This is a genomic window from Pseudomonas sp. S8 (genome assembly GCF_050473925.1).
Classification (GTDB): Bacteria; Pseudomonadota; Gammaproteobacteria; order Pseudomonadales; family Pseudomonadaceae; genus Aquipseudomonas; species Aquipseudomonas parakoreensis.
Map to the genome: position 1 here is coordinate 1 of NZ_JBFDVZ010000008.1, position 18,125 is coordinate 18,125.

At 59.8% G+C, this 18,125-nt stretch carries 8 protein-coding genes and 12 pseudogenes; 9 read left to right on the forward strand and 11 right to left on the reverse strand.

All coding sequences use genetic code 11. The annotated features are described in order from the left end of the window. A pseudogene (locus AB1J88_RS00625) lies at nt 1-929 on the forward strand (HAD-IC family P-type ATPase); the annotation flags it as partial. A gap of 211 nt (nt 930-1,140) precedes the next feature. Continuing rightward, nucleotides 1,141-2,327 (forward strand): annotated as a pseudogene (gene cfaB / locus AB1J88_RS00630) (C17 cyclopropane fatty acid synthase CfaB). Nucleotides 2,328-2,369: 42 nt separating this feature from the next. Here cfaB and cls read toward each other — a convergent pair. After that, nucleotides 2,370-3,810 (reverse strand): annotated as a pseudogene (cls, locus tag AB1J88_RS00635) (cardiolipin synthase). Nucleotides 3,811-3,942: 132 nt separating this feature from the next. Here cls and AB1J88_RS00640 point away from each other — a divergent pair. Next, nucleotides 3,943-4,461, forward strand: a pseudogene (locus AB1J88_RS00640) (DUF3617 domain-containing protein). Nucleotides 4,462-4,554: 93 nt separating this feature from the next. Here the strand turns inward: AB1J88_RS00640 and AB1J88_RS00645 are convergent. From AB1J88_RS00645 to folE2, 6 genes and pseudogenes are all read right to left on the reverse strand, one after another. Beyond that, nucleotides 4,555-5,883 (reverse strand): annotated as a pseudogene (locus AB1J88_RS00645) (dihydroorotase). Between the two features lie 3 nt (nt 5,884-5,886). After that, nucleotides 5,887-6,447, reverse strand: coding sequence for a DapH/DapD/GlmU-related protein (locus AB1J88_RS00650; protein ID WP_047297349.1), 561 nt, complete (start codon nt 6,445-6,447; stop codon nt 5,887-5,889). Beyond that, nucleotides 6,444-7,319, reverse strand: coding sequence for a metal ABC transporter substrate-binding protein (locus tag AB1J88_RS00655; RefSeq protein ID WP_430289955.1), 876 nt, complete (start codon nt 7,317-7,319; stop codon nt 6,444-6,446). The genes AB1J88_RS00650 and AB1J88_RS00655 overlap by 4 nt, the downstream gene beginning before the upstream one ends. A gap of 11 nt (nt 7,320-7,330) precedes the next feature. After that, nucleotides 7,331-8,198 (reverse strand): annotated as a pseudogene (locus AB1J88_RS00660) (metal ABC transporter permease). Further along, the gene (locus AB1J88_RS00665; protein ID WP_430289956.1) at nt 8,198-8,866 is read right to left on the reverse strand and encodes a metal ABC transporter ATP-binding protein; all 669 of its coding nucleotides are present in this window, start codon (nt 8,864-8,866) and stop codon (nt 8,198-8,200) included. Before AB1J88_RS00665 ends, AB1J88_RS00660 begins: the two are co-directional and overlap by 1 nt. Further along, on the reverse strand, nt 8,863-9,759 hold the full coding sequence (gene folE2 / locus AB1J88_RS00670) for a GTP cyclohydrolase FolE2 (RefSeq protein ID WP_430289957.1): 897 nt from the start codon (nt 9,757-9,759) through the stop codon (nt 8,863-8,865). The genes AB1J88_RS00665 and folE2 overlap by 4 nt, the downstream gene beginning before the upstream one ends. Nucleotides 9,760-9,843: 84 nt before the next feature. Here folE2 and AB1J88_RS00675 point away from each other — a divergent pair. After that, nucleotides 9,844-11,044, forward strand: a pseudogene (locus AB1J88_RS00675) (N-acetylmuramoyl-L-alanine amidase). Here the strand turns inward: AB1J88_RS00675 and AB1J88_RS00680 are convergent. Further along, complete coding sequence (locus AB1J88_RS00680) at nt 11,041-11,418, reverse strand: glutamine synthetase (RefSeq protein WP_430289961.1); 378 nt, start codon at nt 11,416-11,418, stop codon at nt 11,041-11,043. The pseudogene AB1J88_RS00675 and the gene AB1J88_RS00680 overlap by 4 nt on opposite strands. Nucleotides 11,419-11,651: 233 nt before the next feature. Here AB1J88_RS00680 and zigA point away from each other — a divergent pair. Together zigA and AB1J88_RS00690 are read left to right on the forward strand one after the other, a co-directional pair. Next, nucleotides 11,652-12,856, forward strand: a pseudogene (gene zigA, locus AB1J88_RS00685) (zinc metallochaperone GTPase ZigA). Next, a complete protein-coding gene (locus AB1J88_RS00690; RefSeq protein ID WP_430289959.1) occupies nt 12,856-13,506 on the forward strand; it encodes a DUF1826 domain-containing protein in 651 nt (216 codons plus the stop codon). The pseudogene zigA and the gene AB1J88_RS00690 overlap by 1 nt, the downstream one beginning before the upstream one ends. 4 nt (nt 13,507-13,510) lie before the next feature. Here the strand turns inward: AB1J88_RS00690 and AB1J88_RS00695 are convergent. Further along, nucleotides 13,511-13,868, reverse strand: a pseudogene (locus tag AB1J88_RS00695) (NADH:ubiquinone oxidoreductase). 28 nt (nt 13,869-13,896) lie between these two features. Between AB1J88_RS00695 and AB1J88_RS00700 the strand changes: the two are divergent. Next, nucleotides 13,897-14,868 (forward strand): annotated as a pseudogene (locus tag AB1J88_RS00700) (CobW family GTP-binding protein). 1 nt (nt 14,869) lies between these two features. Here the strand turns inward: AB1J88_RS00700 and AB1J88_RS00705 are convergent. Then, complete coding sequence (locus AB1J88_RS00705; RefSeq protein WP_086792506.1) at nt 14,870-15,283, reverse strand: DUF3301 domain-containing protein; 414 nt, start codon at nt 15,281-15,283, stop codon at nt 14,870-14,872. Between the two features lie 117 nt (nt 15,284-15,400). Between AB1J88_RS00705 and pdxY the strand changes: the two genes are divergently transcribed. After that, nucleotides 15,401-16,270 (forward strand): pyridoxal kinase PdxY, encoded by an 870-nt coding sequence (gene pdxY, locus AB1J88_RS00710; RefSeq protein ID WP_430289960.1) that lies wholly within the window; start codon nt 15,401-15,403, stop codon nt 16,268-16,270. A gap of 95 nt (nt 16,271-16,365) precedes the next feature. On the opposite strand, the pseudogene AB1J88_RS00715 reads toward pdxY, so the two are convergent. Further along, nucleotides 16,366-16,847: pseudogene (locus tag AB1J88_RS00715) on the reverse strand (acyl-CoA thioesterase). Between the two features lie 282 nt (nt 16,848-17,129). Here AB1J88_RS00715 and AB1J88_RS00720 point away from each other — a divergent pair. Next, nucleotides 17,130-18,125, forward strand: a pseudogene (locus AB1J88_RS00720) (cation:proton antiporter); the annotation flags it as partial.

The following is an 18,125-nucleotide window of genomic DNA, read 5'->3' on the forward strand; positions in this document are numbered from 1 at the left end:
GACAAAACCGGCACGCTGACTTACGGCACCTTGCGTTTGCAATCGATCAGCAGCCCACGGCTGGATCAGGCCTCGGTAATGGCACTGGCCGCCAGCCTCGGGGCGGCCAGCAGCCACCCGGTCAGCCGCGCGTTGGCTGGGCTGGTCAGTCAGGAACAGAGCCTGCCGCTGACTGATATTCATGAGCGTCAGGGTCTTGGTGTAGTCGCCACGACCGCCCAAGGCGAGGCGGCTTTGGGCCGGCCCGAGTTGTTCGCGCAACTGGGCATCGTCACCACCACCGTTCCCGAGCACGACGGGCCGATTGCCGGATTGGCACTGAACGGCGAATTTGTCGCCTGGCTGTTGCTGGCCGACAGCGTCAAACCGGAAGCTCGCTTTGCCCTCAGCGATTGCGCGAGCTCGGTCTGGGTCGCCAGTTGCTGCTGACCGGCGACCGCCTGAGTGTCGCGCAGACGCTGGCCCGCGAGGTCGGCCTGCAAGAGCTGGAAGCGCAGGCGCTGCCCGAGGACAAACTCAACCGCGTACTGAAGGAAATCGACAACGGATTTCGGCCGATGGTGGTGGGCGACGGCATCAATGATTCGCTGGCGCTGAAGGCTGGTGTGGTCGGTGTCGCAATGGGCGCGGGCGGCGCTGACATCGCACTGGCCTCGGCGGATATCGTCTTGATCGGCAGTGATCTGCGCCGCCTCGGAACCTGTGTGCGGCTCAGCCGCCAATGCCGACGAACCTTGCAGGTTAACGTGATCATCGGTCTGGGCTGGACCTTGGCGATTGTCATCTTTGCTGCATTTGGCTGGCTCGGCGCGGCCGGGGCGATGATCGCCGCGCTGCTGCACAACCTGAGCACGTTGCTGGTGTTGGGCAATGCCGGACGGCTGCTGCGGTTTCAGGAGCCATTGCTCAAGCTCAAGGACGGTCATTGAAATGAGTGGCAGCGAACTGTGCGCCGAATAGGCAGTCATCTATATAGAAGGCGCACACGTCATTGCCGGTTTCCGTGTCGAAAACACGGGTTGCATTCCGGCCTGCTGGCGCGTCTGAAACGATAGTCTCGGCTAATTAAATCGATAGCCTGCTATTTTTCAAGGATGGTCTACCCTCAGATCTGACGTCTGAAACAAGGGGGGATTTTCCATGCTCGCGCAACTTCCACCGGCCTTACAGAATCTGCAGCTTCCGCTTCGCCTGCGACTCTGGGACGGCCATGAGTTCAATCTGGGGCCGACGCCCAGCGTCACCATCGTGGTCAAGGACCCGACGATGGTCACCCAGTTCACCCATCCAAGCCTCGACGCGCTGGGGGCGGCGTTTGTTGAAGGCAAGCTCGAACTGGAGGGCTCGATCAGCGAGGTCATCCGGGTCTGCGACGAATTGAGCAGCGCCTTGCTCGATGAAGATGAAGGCGCTCAGCCAGTGCGTGCAGTGCACGACAAGGAAACCGACGCCAAAGCCATTTCCTATCACTATGACCTGTCCAACGCGTTCTATCAGCTGTGGCTGGACAGCGACATGGCGTATTCCTGCGCGTATTTCGAAACGGGCAGCGAAACCCTGGAGCAGGCGCAGCAAGCCAAATTCCGCCATCTGTGTCGCAAGCTGCGTTTGCAGCCGGGCGATCACCTGCTGGATGTCGGTTGCGGCTGGGGTGGTCTGGCGCGTTACGCCGCACGTGAATTCGGCGCCAAAGTCTTCGGCATCACCCTGAGCAAGGAACAGCTGGAACTGGCCCGCGAGCGCGTCAAGGCCGAAGGCCTGGAAGACCAGATTGAACTGCAATTGCTCGACTACCGCGACCTGCCGCAGGACGGGCGTTTCGACAAGGTGTCAGTGTCGGTATGTTCGAACACGTCGGCCACGCCAACCTCGCCGAATACTGCAAAGTCCTGTTTGGCGCGGTGAAGGAGGGCGGTCTGGTGATGAACCATGGCATCACCGCCAAGCACACCGACGGCCGCCCGGTGGGACGCGGTGCCGGCGACTTCATCGAGAAATACGTGTTCCCCAACGGCGAGTTGCCACACCTGGCGATGATCTCGGCCGAGATCAGCGAAGCCGGGCTGGAGATTGTCGATGTCGAAAGCCTGCGCCTGCATTACGCGCGCACGCTGGATCACTGGAGCGAGCGGCTGGAGGATAACCTCGAGGCCGCCGGGAAACTGGTGCCGGATCAGGCGCTGCGCATCTGGCGCCTGTATCTGGCCGGGTGTGCCTACGCGTTTGCCCGGGGCTGGATCAATCTGCATCAGATTCTGGCAGTGAAGGCTCATCCGGACGGCAGTCATGAACTGCCCTGGACCCGTGACGACATCTACAATCCTTGATGCCTGAACCATGCCCTCTCCCTTGGAGAGGGTGATGGGCTTCTAGAGAATCGGTGAAATAAGCCGGGCGATCCGCATGCCGAGCTGTTGCAGGCGGTGGATCTCCGGCTTTCCTCTTTGGCAACTTCATAAGCCTGCTCGAAATCATCGTTGAGCATACGTTCCACGTGGGCGGCGAATTCGCTGTCGACGGTCAGTAGCATCACTTCGAAATTCAGCCGGAACGAACGGTTGTCCAGATTGGCGCTGCCGACGGCGCTGATTTCGCTGTCGATCAACACCACTTTCTGATGCAGGAACCCCGGTTCGTAGCGGAACACCCGCACGCCGGCGCGCACCGCTTCGAATGCATACAGGCTGGACGCGGCGTAGACGATGCGGTGATCGGGGCGCGATGGCAGCAGCAGGCGTACGTCGACGCCGCGCAGCACCGCCAGACGCAACGCGGCGAACACGGCTTCATCGGGAATGAAGTACGGGCTGGTGATCCACACCCGCTCGGTTGCGGCGTGGATCGCTTCGACGAAGAACAGCGAACAGGTTTCGTAGGCGTCGGCCGGTCCGCTGGCCAGCAACTGGCAGAGCACGCCGTCCTCCGGGTAAACGTCCGGCAGGATCAGCGGCGGCAATGTGCGCGCGGCCCCAGAACCAATCCTCGGCAAATGACTCCTGCATGCAGGCCACTACCGGCCCGCGCACTTGCACATGGGTCATCGCGCCATGGCGCCAACGGCGGCTTCTCGCCCATGTATTCATCGCCAACGTTGTGCCCGCCAACAAAGCCGAGCACGCCATCGACCACGACGATTTTGCGGTGGTTGCGGAAATTCACCTGGAAGCGATTGAGCCAGCCGCTACGTGTGGCGAAGGCTTTGACCTCGACACCGCCATCGCGCAACGCCTGTACATAACTGTGGGGCAGGGCGTGGCTGCCGATGCGGTCGTAGAGCAGATGAATCGCCACGCCTTCGGCAGCTTTCTTCAGCAACAGATCGCGCAGGCGCTGCCCGAGGCGGTCGTCATGGATGATGAAAAACTGGATCAGTACGGCTTCGCGCGCTTGATCAATGGCTGGAAAATCGCCTCGAAGGTCGCGTGGCCATTCACCAGCAGTTGCACTTCGTTATTCGCCAGGCATGGCATCCGCCCCAGTTTGGGCATGGCCCGTAGCGAGGCATAGGCATTTGAGGCGCGGGCGGTGAGGGCTTCTTCGACCCACGGTCGCCAGTTCAACTCGGAAATTGCCTGACGCATCTGTTCGTTGGCCTGGCGCCGTGCCTTGATATAGCCGTCGAAGGTGCTGCGGCCGAAGACCAGATAAGGGATGAGTGTCAGGTAGGGAATGAAAATCAGCGACAATGCCCAGGCGATCGAGCCTTGGGCGGTGCGAACGGTCCAGCACCGCGTGGATCGCGGCGATCAAGCCAAGGCTATGTATCAGGGCGATCAGATAGCCGAAAATGTGCGGTCCAAAATAATCCATGGGGCAGCCTTGCTCCTGAAGACTCAATGCGTAACAGACCATGTTCCGAGGCGAATGTCGCTATTTAATTGGTGCATGAACCGAAGCAATCGGCCGACGTCTAACGGCCACTACTGATCAGGAGTTTTTTCGATGAACGTTCGTCTGCTGGGTTTGGCGCTGGGCCTGGGTTTGGCAATACCGGTGGTTGCGCAGGCGCAAATGCTGCAGCCGGGGCTGTGGGAAATGACCTCGAGCAACGTCAAGGTCGATGACCAGCCCATGGATGTGCAATCGATCCTCGCCAGTTGCAAGGCCAGATGACCCCGCAACAGCGCGCGGCGCTGGAGAAGAACGGGATCAACATCGGTGGCAAGGGCATTCGTGCCTGTCTGACGCCGCAGCAAGTGGCGACCAACGATATTCCGCTGGCCGATCCGCAGTCGGGCTGCAAACAGCAGATCACCGAGCGCACCGGCAATCAGTGGAAATTTCGCTTCAGCTGCCCGAAAGCGCAAGGCACGGGTGTCGCGACGTTCCTCAGTGATCGTGAGTTCACCACCGTGGCCAACGGCACGTTCAACGCCATCGGCATCAACCAGAAGGGCAGTCTGGAAACCCGTTGCGGTGTGGTTGGGTCAGGATTGCGGCACTGTGAAGCCAAGAGCTTAAAAGCTTCGCGAGCAAGCCCGCTCCCACAGGGGAAGCGCACTTCCTGTGGGAGCGGGCTTGCTCGGGAAGACGTCCTGTCAGACGCCTGATCATTCAACGCATAAACCGCAGCGGCAGCCCCTGACAGCTTTCGTTGATGCGCTGCTCCCGCCATGCAATCTGCCTGACACCAACGTGGTATTCACCCGATAGCGGAAAGTCTTGTCAGCAAACGGTGTCCATCCGCACTGCGACAGAATCGGTTGCCGCGACACCTCTATGGCCGCGGCTCAACCAGCACCAGATCCGCCCAATACCCTCACGCAAATAACCCCGATCCGGAATCGCAAACAGATCCGCCACGCGATGGCTGGTCTTCGCCACCAACGTGGTGATCGGCAGCACGCCATCGGCCACCAGTTCCAGCAGTGCCGGCAAGGCGTGTTGCACCAGCGGTAACCCGGACGGTGCTTCGGTGTAAGGACGCTGTTTTTCCGCCCAGGTATGCGGTGCATGATCGCTGCCGATCACATCCAGCCGATTGCCCAGCAGCGCCGCGCGCAAGGCATCGCGGTCGGCCTGGGTCTTGATCGCCGGGTTGCATTTGATCAGGTTGCCGAGGGTTGGATAGTCGCGGTCATCAAACAGTAGATGATGCAGGCAGACTTCAGCGCTGATGTGTTTCTGTGCGAGCGGCTTGTCCTCGAACAACTCGAGTTCGCGAGCGGTGTCCAGGTGCAAGACATGCAGACGGGTACCGTGACGTTTCGCCAGTTCCACTGCGAACGAAGAGGAGCGGTAGCAAGCCTCGGCATCGCGAATCAGTGCATGGATATTCGCTGGCAGGTGTTCGCCGAGGCGTTCACGCAGACGTGCTGCATTGGCCTCGATGCTTGGTGTGTGTTCGCAATGCGCCAGCAGAATCGTCGGCACTTCGGCGAATAAGCGTTCGAGAATCTTAGGATCATCCACCAGCATATTGCCAGTGGAGGCGCCCATGAACACTTTGACCCCGGCCACTTCGCAGGGGTTGAGCGCGGCCACGGTGTCGAGGTTGTCCTGACTGACACCGAAGTGAAATCCGTAGTTGGCCACGGAGTTGATCGCCGCCCGACGCTTTTTATCCGCCAGCGCTTCGAGGGTAAGCGTGGCCGGTTGGGTGTTGGGCATGTCCATGAAACTGGTGATGCCACCCGCCACCGCTGCGCGCGACTCGGAGTGAATACTGCCCTTGGCCGGCGCTCCCGGTTCGCGAAAATGCACCTGATCATCAATCATGCCCGGCAACAGCCATTGGCCATTGGCGTCGATCTCCACACGGGCATTTTCACCGTCGATGCGTCCCGCGATCTTGACGATGCGACCATGGCTGACCAACAGATCGCCGTCAAACTCGCGCCCTTCATTAACCAGTCTGGCGTTGCGAATCAGCACGCTGCTCATGGCTCAGAACTCGTTCTGCAAGGCTTTGTAGCCGCGTACCAGATCGACATTGGTGCGCGCCACGTCTTCGGAAAACTCCGAGGCGCTGACACTCACCGGCGGGAACTGCGATAGGTCGGTGTTGGGGCCGATGCGGGTGGTGGATGGCACGTAGAACGCGTCCGGTAGATCGCGGCCATCGACCACCGAGTTGTGCCGTACCACACAGCCGTCACCGACCACGCAATTGAACAGCACGCTGTTGAATCCGATGAACACCCGGTCGCCGACTACGCACGGGCCATGCACGATCGAGCGGTGAGCGATCGAGGTGAATTCGCCGATGGTCACGGCGGCACCGGATTTCGAATGGATCACCACGCCGTCCTGGATGTTCGAATTGGCGCCGATGGTAATCGGCTCCATCGTACCCGAAGCGTCTACTTCGTCGGCGCGGATCACCGCGTAGGGGCCGACGAACACGTTCTCGCCAATGATCACCTTGCCGCAGATGATCGCGGTTTTGTCGACGTAGGCCGACTCGGCAATTTGCGGCAGATCGCCTGAGGGATTTTTGCGGATCATGGTTGGCTCAGCGCGTCATAAAGGGTGTTGAGGTTGTATTCGAACAGTCCGGTAAAGGTGCTGGCCGGGCCACTGGCGGCGAGGGCATCGGAGTACAACGTGCCGCCGATATGCGCGCCGCTTTCCTCGGCGATCTGCTTGAGCAGGCGCGCGTCCTTGATGTTTTCCATGAACACCGCTTTGACCTTGGCCTGACGGATCTGCGTGATCAGTGCGGCGACTTCGGCGGCCGATGGTTCGCGCTCGGTGGAAAGTCCTTGCGGCGCCATGAAGTCAATGCCGTAGGCCTGCCCGAGATAACCGAAGGCGTCGTGGCTGGTGACGATCTTGCGATTGCCTGGTGACAGCGAGCCGAGCTTGGTCTTGGCTTCGGCGAGCAGGGCGTAGATCTGTTTCAGGTAGGTCTGGCTGTTGCGTTGGTAGTCGGCCTTGTTCGCCGGATCGGCGGCGATCAGCGCCTTGGTGATGTTGGCGATGTACAGCTCGGTGTTGGCCAGATTGTGCCAAGCGTGCGGGTCGGGAATGGTTTCACCGTCTTCATCGAGCGAGCGCGGAATCACACCGTGGCTGGCACTGATGAGCGGGGCTTGGGTGCCGGTGCTGGTCACCAGTCGATCGAGCCATGGTTCGAAACCGAGGCCGTTCTTGATGATCAGCTTGGCTTTGAGCAGCGCTTTGGCGTCGTCCGGTGTTGGCTCATAGGTATGCGCATCGGCGTCCGGGCCGACCATGTTGGTGATCTGGATATGCTCGCCGCCGACCTGATGCACCATGTCGGCGAGGATGCTGAAGCTGGTGACCACCGGCAATTTTTCCGCCGCCGATAACGACATCGACAGCAGCAAGCTGAACAACACGAGTAGAACGCGCATCGGGAAACACCTCATTGGGATGTGAGCAAAGGCGGGCGGCGCAGCAGCCCGTGAACCGGTCCGAACACCACGGACAGCAAGTAGGCGAACCCCGCGACCAGCACGATGGCCGGCCCGCTGGGCAGCGAGTAGTCGAACGACAGCAACAATCCGAGCCACACCGACAGGCAGCCAATGAGTGCGGAGATGGCAATCAGGCTCGGCAGACGACGACTCCAGAACCGTGAGGCAGCGGCAGGCAGCATCATCAGACCGACCACCATCAACGCGCCGATGGCCTGGAAACCGATCACCAGATTGAGCACCACCAGGGTCAGGAACACGCCGTGGGCGAGAGGGCCGAGGCAGCTGACGGTTTGCAGGAATAGAGGATCGAGGGTGTCGAGCAGCAGCGGTTTGTAGATGACGGCCATGGTGATCAGGCTGAGGGCCGAGACCCATAACATGCCGTTGAGGGTCGGGCCGTCGACGGCGAGCGCCGAGCCGAACAGCAAGTGCAGCAAGTCGAGGCGTTTGCCAGCGATGCCGAGAATCAGCACGCCGCTGGCGAGTGAGATCGGGTAGATCGCGGCGAGGCTGGCATCTTCGCGCAAACCGGTGCGACGGGTAATCCACGCAGCCAGCCCGGCCATGCTCAGGCCCGCACCCAGACCGCCGAACGTTAGCGCGGGCAGACTCAGACCGGCGAACCAGAAGCCCAATGCGGCGCCGGGAAGAATGCCGTGAGCGACGGCGTCGCCGATCAGGCTCATGCGCCGCAGGATCAGAAAAACGCCGAGCGGTGCTGTGCTGCAGGCCAAGACCAATCCGCCGAGCAGCGCTCGGCGCTATGAACAGGAATTCGCTGAACGGTTGCCAAAGGTGGGCGACGGTGAGCATCAAGCCACCTGCGTGCCGGGTGTTTGCTGGATCAGTTCGACGCTGGCGCCAAACACGCATTCGTGGTTTTTGATCAGCAGTGTCTGCGGGATGTGTTGGCGGACGGCGGCCAGGTCGTGGCAGACCACCAACAAGGTTCGACCTTCGGCGTGCCAGGCCTGGATGTGTTGCCAAAGCAATTGCTGACCCAGTTCGTCGAGCGCAGCGTGGGGTTCGTCAAGCAGGAGGAGCGGCGCGTCAGCCAGACTCAAACGGGCGAGCAATGCGCGTTGCAGTTCGCCACCGGAGAGCGCCATCAGCGGGCGTTTCTCGAGTCCGCTCAAGTGCCAATTGTCGAGTGCGTGAGTGAGGCGCTGTGCGCGCAATTGCGTCGACAATCGACGGCCCCAGAACCCGGCAGCCACCAGTTCTTCCAGACTGATGGGAAACTGTCGGTCGAGGTGTTGCTGTTGCGGCAGGAATGACAATCCTCCTTGGCGGGGGACGCCTAGCGCGACTTTTCCGCTCAAGGGTTTCTGCAACCCGGCGATGACTTTCAGCAGGCTGCTTTTACCGCAGCCGTTGGCGCCGACGATAGCGCTCAGACTGCCGCTTTCCAGCGTGACCGTCAGTGGTGAAGTCAGCGGTTGCCCCGGAGCGCCCCAGCACAAGGAATGGCAGCGGATCATGCGTGTTCTCGATGCCAGTGGCTTTCGGCGACGGCGTCGTGGGCGTGCAGACTTTCAGCGTGGATCACTCGCAGGTGGAACCCGCTGACACCAGGGCAGCGACGCAGGGCCAGATTGAGTCGTCGCGCGGCGTCCTCGCAGAACATCAGGTTCTGCCCGTTGGCCAGCGCGAAGGCTTGTTCGTCGGCGCGTTTCACGGCGGTTTGCACGGCGGTGCCCAGTGCGGCTTCAGCGTCGTTGATGATCACGCTCAGGGGCAACTCATCGATAAACTCGTCCAGATGCATGTGCAATTGCGCGGTGCTGCGTTGGCTGTGCGGAGTGGCAACGATGCCGTGGCTTGATCCAAGCCAAGCCAGAACTTCAGCGTGCTGCAGTGGCTTATTGGCAAAATCATCGATGAACTGCTGCTGGATCAGTTGCCTCGCTAATGCGGCTGAGCACGGGCAGGTCGAGGAGTAGGGCACATCGATCTTGAGTTCCACGTGGAACACTTTGTTTTTGAGGCTGGCAGAAATGCTCACTGGATAGCTTTTCCACCCCGCCAGTGGGCTGACCAACGCGGGTCGTTTCAGCAGCACTTCGCTGTGGATATTCAGGTAAGCATTGCTGGATAAGCCCTCGTGGCTCGCCAGAAAATCGTCCAGTACCTGATGCAAAACCCGTGGAGAAAGGTTCTGCTGCTCAAGCCTTGCCAAGGCCAGATACAAACGCGACATGTGAATGCCACGCGCCTCACCATCGTCAAGACTGACGCCTGCATCTGCCTTCGCGCTCAGACGTTGGCCATCCAATAATACCGGCAAGGCAATGCCGCGCATTCCCACCCACTCAAGCGGTAATGCTTGTCGAGAGGCTTGAGTGGCGATATCCGGAAGTGTCAGCGAATTCATGTTCGGAACCATCGTGTTGACTGAATTGGATGTTACATTATAACAATTCAAATCTCGATGCTTTTTTCATGAACGGGTTTTCATATGCACAGACGCCACTTGCTCAGTTTGTTTTTGGCCAGCGCAGCCTTGGCTCTGCCCTTCAGTGTCTCAGCAACCCAAGTGCGAAATGCGCGGCTCTGGCGTTCGCGTGAAAAGCTGCGACTGGTCTTCGATTTGAGCGGCCCGGTGCGCTACAAAACGTTCACGTTGAGTGCTCCAGAGCGTTTGATCATTGACCTGTCCGGGGCGAGTCTGAGTGGTGATTTCAGTCAATTGCCGTTAGCAGATACGGCCATTCGCTCGATCCGCGCCGGGCATTTTGGTCAAGGCGATACCCGATCGTTCTCGATCTGAACACTCCCGTTCTATTGAACAGCTTTGTTTTGGCACCGCAGGATGGTCAAGGACACCGTTTGGTGCTCGACTTGGTGAACGCCGATAAAGTCCTGAGCACCGCAGTGGTTCCACGTGAAACATCCACGAATAACCATCACCTTAAACGCGACATCATTGTCGTGGTTGATCCCGGACACGGTGGTAAAGACCCTGGCGCCGTCGGCGCCAAGGGTGAGCGGGAAAAGGACGTGGTGCTGTCCATCGCACAATTGCTCGCCAAACGTCTTAAAAAGGAGAAGGGTTTCGACGTGAAGTTGGTGCGCAATGACGATTTTTTCGTGCCCCTTCGCAAGCGTGTAGACATTGCCCGTCAGCACAAGGCCGACATGTTTATCTCCGTGCACGCCGATGCAGCGCCGCGCCTGACGGCGTCGGGAGCTTCGGTGTATTGCCTGTCAGAAGGGGGTGCGACGTCAGCGACTGCACGCTTCATGGCACAGCGCGAGAACGGCGCGGATCTGCTCGGCGCGACCAGTCTGCTAATCTCAAGGACAAGGATCCGATGCTCGCCGGCGTGATCCTCGACATGTCGATGAACGCCACCATCGCCGCCAGTCTGCAACTCGGCAGCAGCATATTGGGCACTCTGCAAGGCATCACCACATTGCATCAAAAGCGCGTGGAACAGGCGGGATTTGCGGTGCTGAAGTCGCCGGATGTGCCGTCGATCCTGGTAGAAACCGGCTTTATTTCCAATGCGCGTGACAGCCAGCGTCTGGTGACAACTCGACATCAGCAGGCTGTCGCTAACGGGTTGTTTGAAGGATTGCAGCGCTATTTCCAGCAGAACCCGCCAATCGACAGTTACCTCGCCTGGCAGCAGGCGCAGCACAAGGTGCAGGTTTAGCAGCCAGTGATCCGGCTGCAGGTGAACTTCGCGCTGCTGCCGCCTGAGCTGGAGAAGCGATTGATCGTCGTCCAGCCAACGCGACGGGTGTAGCCGACCCAGGCTTCACCGTCAGAGGCGATGCCGGTGAAGAACGTCAGTTGGCCGAAGCGACTGTTGGTCTGCGCCCAGTAGCGATTGCCGACCTTCTCAAAGCCGCGCAGGTAAATCGTGCGGCCCACCGTATTCACGCTGTAGGCGTTACCTTGCGCATCGACGCATGCCAGCAGGTTAGCGCTGTGTGTGCACTTGGCGAGCATTGGCGCTTGTCCCCATACGTTGGCACCCGACAGCAATGCCAGACTCATTAGCGAGCATTTCAGGACATTTTTCATCACGGTTCCCGACGGGCAGATGGCATGCAGCTTCATGCTCTTTATCGTTTGGGCAAGAGCAGGTCTGGCTAATTCGTATTGTTATACTATAACATTGATTTTAATTGAGCCTGAGCCCGCCGATTTAAAGCGTCAGCTTCTGCCATCACGTTGTTTTGAAGCCTGAGAACGCGGTGCGTTACGCCAAATCCGGCATACACGCCCATCGGCCACCATCTGATGAGGATTATCCAATGTCATCTCCGCTCCCCGTGACCGTTCTTTCGGGCTTTCTCGGCGCTGGAAAAAGTACAGTTTTGAATTACGTACTACGTAATCGAGAAGGCTTGCGCGTTGCAGTCATCGTTAACGATATGAGCGAGATCAACATTGATGGCAGCGAAGTCCAGCGCGATGTCCGCCTGAACCGTGCTGAAGAAAAACTGGTAGAGATGAGCAACGGTTGTATCTGCTGTACGTTACGCGAGGACCTGTTGGAAGAGGTCAGCAAACTTGCTCACGAAGGCCGTTTCGATTATCTGCTGATCGAATCCACCGGTGTTTCCGAGCCGCTGCCGGTCGCCGAAACCTTCACCTTCCGCGATGAGCTGGGTCAGAGCCTCGCCGACGTTGCTCGACTCGACACCATGGTCACGGTAGTCGACGGCGTAAATTTTCTCCTCGACTACCAGGCTGCCGAGAGCCTCGCGTCCCGCGGCGAGACCTTGGGCGACGAAGATGAACGCTCGATCACTGACCTGTTGATCGAACAAATCGAGTTCGCCGACGTACTGCTGATCAGCAAGATCGACCTCATCAGCCGCCAGGCGCGCGACGAACTCACGGCAATTCTCAAGCGCCTCAATGCCCAGGCGGAAATTATCCCGATGGTGATGGGCGAGGTGCCACTGGAGAAGATCCTTAACACGCGCCGATTCGATTTTGACAAAGCCGCCCAAGCCCCGGGCTGGCTGCAGGAATTGCGCGGTGAGCATGTGCCGGAAACCACCGAGTACGGCATTGCTTCCACGGCTTATCGCGCACGCCGCCCGTTCCACCCGCAGCGCTTTTACAGCTTCATTGATCGTCCATGGACGAACGGTAAATTACTGCGCTCCAAGGGCTTTTTCTGGCTCGCCAGCAAGGTCACGGATGCGGGCAGCTGGTCGCAGGCAGGCGGCCTGATGCGCCACGGTTTCGCTGGACGCTGGTGGCGTTTCGTGCCGAAAAACAATGGCCGCAGGATCAGGACAGTACCGCAGCAATCATGGAAAACTGGACGCCGAGTGTCGGAGATTGTCGTCAGGAGCTGGTATTCATTGGCCAGAACATCGATTTCGTACAGCTCAAGTCGGAGCTCGATGCCAGCCTGCTGACTGACGAAGAAATGGCTGCTGGTGTAGACGGTTGGCGCACGCTGCCGGATCCGTTCGGCCCTTGGCACGATGAGGCCGCCTGATGCTGGCGCTCAAACTGCAGCAGAACCGAGTACGTCATCAGCATCAGGGGGCGACGCCGAAAACGCTGACGCGAATCCTCGAAGACGACGTCAATCTTGCGGTCTGGCAGCGTCAACTGCCGCTGCACATCGCCGATTTCGCAGCATTGTTGCTGTCGCTCAACGAGCCACTGGCGCAGTCGCTCTGCCTCGAATTGCCGGATGAAGACGGCGAGCCTGATCTCAGTGGGCTGGCCGCCGGGTTCCGTGACCTGGAAGGCTATGAAGGCTTTGTCGCTGATCTGGGATGGCTGGTCAGTGCCTTCGCCTGCCTGCTGGGGGCACGGCGTATCGGCTTGCGCCTGCGGGTGCTGGACAATGCCATGTGTCCGCGTTTCCACGTCGATCATGTGCCGGTGCGCCTGATCACCACGTATGGCGGAATCGGCAGTCAGTGGCTCAAGGAGGGCGCGATGGACCGCGAGCAATTGGGTCAGGCGAATGCTGAGCCAAACGACATGGCAAACATCCAGCAACTGCACAGTGGCGACGTGGCGCTATTGAAAGGCGAGAAATGGCACGGCAACGAAGGCTTCGGTCTGATCCATCGTTCTCCGCAACTGCCAGCGGGTGAACGACGGCTGCTGCTGACGCTCGACTGGCTCGGTTGATGGCTCAAGGCTTGAGCCATTTACCCTGGCTCTGGCCTTCGCAATACGGCTTCAAATACGCCATGTCTGAAGCCACGCCGTAATAGTGGATATCCTGGCGATAGGGCATATTGGCGACTTGCGCGTTGCTGCACACGCCGAACGCGCCGCTCGGGCATTGATCGACGTACTGCACCTCGACTTTCTGCCCGGCCAGGGTCGGTTGGCAGAAACCCGTCGCTGAACAGCTTCTCGGGAATACTGCGGTTTTGCTGGCAAACCTTGACGTCGAGTCGCTCGCCCTGACTGTGCACAACGCAGGCTTGAGCCAAGGCTTCGCTCGACAGCAACATCAACAGCAACGACCATCCCATCCAACGCATGTCCAATCCCCTCAGAAAACGCCCAGTCATGTTGCAGAACATTCCTACCCATGTCATCGCCGGCCCTTTGGGCGCTGGCAAGACCAGTCTGATTCGCCAGCTCATGGCCCAACGGCCGGAAGGCGAGCGCTGGGCGGTGCTGATCAACGAGTTCGGTCAGATCGGCCTCGACGCGGCGCTGCTGACCCGCGATGGCGATGGTATCGCACTGGGCGAAGTTGCCGGGGGCTGTTTGTGTTGCGTCAACGGCGCGCCGTTTCAGATCGGCCTCGGCCGTTTGTTGCGCAAGGCCAGACCGGATCGGCTGTTCATCGAGCCGTCCGGACTGGGCCATCCGGCGCAATTGCTCAAGCAGTTAGGCGAGGCGCCGTGGTTGGGTGTACTGGCGCTGCAGCCATGTGTGTCAGTGCTGGATGCCCAGGCACTGGCCGCCGGGAAAGCGTTGCCACCCGCTCAGCAGGACGCTTTGGGCAGCGCCGGTCTGCTGTTGCTGAACAAGGCAGAAGGTCTGGATGAGGCTGTGCGGCAGACCATCGCCGAGCGTTTGCCGGCGGTCAAATTGATCTGGACGCAGCAGGCGCAACTGGCTTTACGCGAGTTGCCGGGGGGGGACGGCGCAAGCACTGGCGGGTGTGGATAACCTTGTTGTGCCGCAGGGGGCGGGACCGATTCCGGCGCTCTGGAGCGACCCGGCATCGCCGATCTGCCTGAGTCAGGCACAAGAGGGCGGTTGGAGCATCGGCTGGCGTTGGCACCCGGGACAGAGGTTCGATACGCAACGTCTGAACCAATGGCTGCAGAGCCTGAACTGGCGGCGGGCGAAACTGGTTATCCATAGCGTCGAGGGCTGGGTGTCGGCCAATGCCGTGGATAACGCTGAACTGGATTGGCAGCCAGCGAGTGGCGACGGGATTCGCGTATAGAGCTGATCTTTGCCGATGCGCAAAGTATCGATGCTTTGCAGGCAGGCCTGACGCAATGTCGAGTTCAAGCGGACTAGCTTACGGCTTCCACTTATTGTGTTCCTGACGCCACTGGCTCAGTTCGATCACTTCGGCCCGTGGGCGGGTAACTTCGACCACTGGTGGCGTGTCGTCGAACGGCGCCGGGTAGGGCGCCAGTTCAATCTGAGCGCTGTGCGCGCCAAACTGGGTGATGATGCCGTTGTGCCGGGTTTCGCCGGTCACGGTGAACTCGAAGTTGTAGACCCGGGCCAGACGCCGCCGGCCGCTGGCATCCTTGATCAAGCCGATTTTTTTCAACGCGACGTTACCGTCCAGCAGTTCAACGCCGACGTTGATGCAATGCTGCTTGACCCGCTCCAGCGCCCGCTCGCGCAAGCCGTGGTTGTGCCAAAGCCATGCGCCGGCAGCGGCGAACAGCATCAGCACGAAGATGTTTTCAAGGGTCAGCATCAACAGGAAACTCCAAAAGATTGGTCCAGCTTAACTGCGTCGCCGGTCTGTCGTACAGGCTGTGTTTCGTCGCATACTGCGCGGCTTGAATTTCAATCGTTTTACGGAATAACCCGAATGAAACGTACGCCTCATCTGCTCGCCATTCAGTCCCATGTGGTCTTCGGCCACGCCGGCAACAGCGCTGCGGTTTTTCCGATGCAGCGGGTCGGGGTGAATGTCTGGCCGCTCAACACGGTGCAGTTCTCCAACCATACCCAGTACGGCCAATGGGCCGGTGAAGTGCTCGCGCCGCAGCAGATCCCCGAACTGGTCGACGGCATTGCCGCCATTGGCGAACTGGGCAACTGCGACGCTGTGCTCTCCGGCTATCTGGGCAGCGCGGCGCAGGGCCGGGCGATTCTCAGTGGCGTCGAGCGCATCAAATCGGTCAATCCGAAGGCGTTGTACCTGTGCGACCCGGTGATGGGTCATCCGGAGAAAGGCTGCAGTGTGCCGGCCGAAGTCAGCGACTTTCTGCTGAAGAAGCCGCGGCGGTGGCGGACATCATGTGTCCGAACCAACTGGAGCTGGACAGTTTCTCCGGGCGCAAGCCGCAGTCGCTGTTCGACTGCCTGGCGATGGCTCGGCGCTGCTGGCGCGCGGCCGAAAGCGGTGCTGGTCAAGCATCTGGATTATCCGGGCAAACCGGCGGATGGTTTCGAGATGTTGTTGGTGACCGCTGATGAAAGCTGGCACTTGCGCCGTCCGCTGCTGGCGTTTCCGCGTCAGCCGGTGGGCGTGGGCGATCTGACGTCCGGGCTGTTCCTCGCGCGGGTGCTGTTGGGCGACAGCCTGGTGGCGGCGTTCGAGTTCACCGCAGCGGCGGTGCATGAAGTGCTGCTGGAGACCCAGGCGTGTGCCAGTTATGAGCTGCAACTGGTGCGGGCGCAGGACCGGATCGCGCATCCGCGGGTGAAGTTCGAGGCGACGGCGATCAGTCTGTAATCGCGTTATCGTTCAAAAGATCGCAGCCTTCGGCAGCTCCTACAGAGGATTAATGTTCACCCTGTAGGAGCTGCCGAAGGCTGCGATCTTTTGCTTTAAGCGTCGCCCTTGATCTCCTGATAACGCTTCTCCAGCTCCTGGCGAATTTGCCGACGCTGCTGCGCCTGCATATAACGACGCTTGTCTTCACTGTTTTGCGGCTGCAGCGGCGGCACGGCGGCCGGTTTGCGCTGGTCATCCACCGCAACCATGGTGAAGAAGCAGCTGTTGGTGTGGCGCACCGAGCGCTCGCGGATGTTCTCGGTCACCACTTTGATGCCGACTTCCATCGAGGTGTTGCGGTGTAGTTGACCGACGCGAGGAAGGTCACCAGTTCGCCGACATGGATCGGCTCGCGGAAAATCACCTGATCCACCGACAGCGTCACCACGTAGCGGCCGGCATAGCGGCTCGCGCAGGCGTAGGCCACTTCGTCGAGGTATTTGAGCAGGGTACCGCCGTGGACATTGCCAGAGAAGTTGGCCATGTCGGGGGTCATCAATACCGTCATCGACAGTTGGGCGTTTCCGGGTTCCATAACGTTCTCACGGATCAAGGCTGGATGGCTGGACGCACCTCTGCGGGTGCCTGGTGGCTTTTTCAAAAGCACCGTTATCGGGACGCCAGACGGCTGGCTGCCGTCACGCCGCGACCGATCTGTTTCCTTATATTGCACCGCCTTCCAGCCGGAAGTCGCGGTGTTAACCTGCAAAAGGCCCTGCCCAAGGGCAATTCCTACATGAAAAGCGGATTTTTACCCAACTCGCTCAGAGCTTTTTGAAGTCTGACGGCGGGTCACGTCATACAAGGAGCCCACACCATGCATGCCATCAGCTTTATTCAGGACCTGGCAGTGATCATGTTGGTCGCAGGTGTGGTCACCGTGTTGTTTCACCGTTTCAAGCAGCCGTGGTGCTCGGCTACATCGTCGCCGGTTTCATCATCGGCCCGCACACCCCGCCATTCGGTCTGATTCACGACGAAGAAACCATCAAGACCCTCGCCGAACTGGGGGTGATTTTCCTGATGTTCTGCCTCGGGCTGGAGTTCAGCCTGCGCAAGTTGTTCAAGGTCGGGGCCACGGCGTTTATCGCGGCGTTCCTCGAAATTGTCCTGATGATCTGGATCGGCTATGAAATCGGCCGCTGGTTCGACTGGAACACCATGGACTCGCTGTTCCTCGGCGCAATCCTCGCCATCTCCTCGACTACCATCATCGTCAAGGCGCTCAACGACTTGAAGATGAAGAACGAGCGCTTCGCCCAGTTGATCTTCGGCGTGTTGATCGTCGAGGACATCCTCGGCAATCGGCATCATCGCCTTGCTGTCGAGCATCGCAGTCAGCGGCACGGTCAGTTCGGGCGAAGTGTTTTCCACGGTCGGCAAGCTGTCGCTGTTCATGATCGTCGCGTTGGTGATCGGCATTCTGCTGGTGCCGCGCCTGCTGGCGTACGTCGCCAAATTCGAAAGCAACGAGATGCTGCTGATCACCGTGCTCGGCCTGTGTTTCGGTTTTTGTCTGCTGGTGGTCAAGCTCGAATACAGCATGGTGCTCGGCGCCTTTCTGATCGGCGCGATCATGGCCGAGTCGCGGCAGTTGCTGAAAATCGAGCGCCTGATCGAACCGGTTCGCGACCTGTTCAGTGCAATCTTCTTCGTCGCCATCGGCCTGATGCTCGATCCGATGATCCTGCTGCAATACGCCTGGCCGATCGCGGTAATCACCGTGGCGGTGGTGCTTGGCAAGATGTTGTCCTGCGGCCTCGGGGCGTTTATCGCCGGCAATGACGGACGCACCTCACTGCGTGTGGGGATG

Excerpts from the sequence above, each read along its gene's own strand:
- AB1J88_RS00665 (WP_430289956.1), bottom strand. The coding sequence starts at position 8,866 with ATGATCCGCTGCCATTCCTTGTGCTGGGGCGCTCCGGGGCAACCGCTG.
- folE2 (WP_430289957.1), bottom strand. The coding sequence starts at position 9,759 with ATGAATTCGCTGACACTTCCGGATATCGCCACTCAAGCCTCTCGACAA.
- AB1J88_RS00650 (WP_047297349.1), bottom strand. The coding sequence starts at position 6,447 with ATGATCCGCAAAAATCCCTCAGGCGATCTGCCGCAAATTGCCGAGTCG.
- AB1J88_RS00705 (WP_086792506.1), bottom strand. The coding sequence starts at position 15,283 with ATGCTGACCCTTGAAAACATCTTCGTGCTGATGCTGTTCGCCGCTGCC.
- AB1J88_RS00655 (WP_430289955.1), bottom strand. The coding sequence starts at position 7,319 with ATGCGCGTTCTACTCGTGTTGTTCAGCTTGCTGCTGTCGATGTCGTTA.
- pdxY (WP_430289960.1), top strand. The coding sequence starts at position 15,401 with ATGAAACGTACGCCTCATCTGCTCGCCATTCAGTCCCATGTGGTCTTC.
- AB1J88_RS00680 (WP_430289961.1), bottom strand. The coding sequence starts at position 11,418 with ATGAAAAATGTCCTGAAATGCTCGCTAATGAGTCTGGCATTGCTGTCG.
- AB1J88_RS00690 (WP_430289959.1), top strand. The coding sequence starts at position 12,856 with ATGCTGGCGCTCAAACTGCAGCAGAACCGAGTACGTCATCAGCATCAG.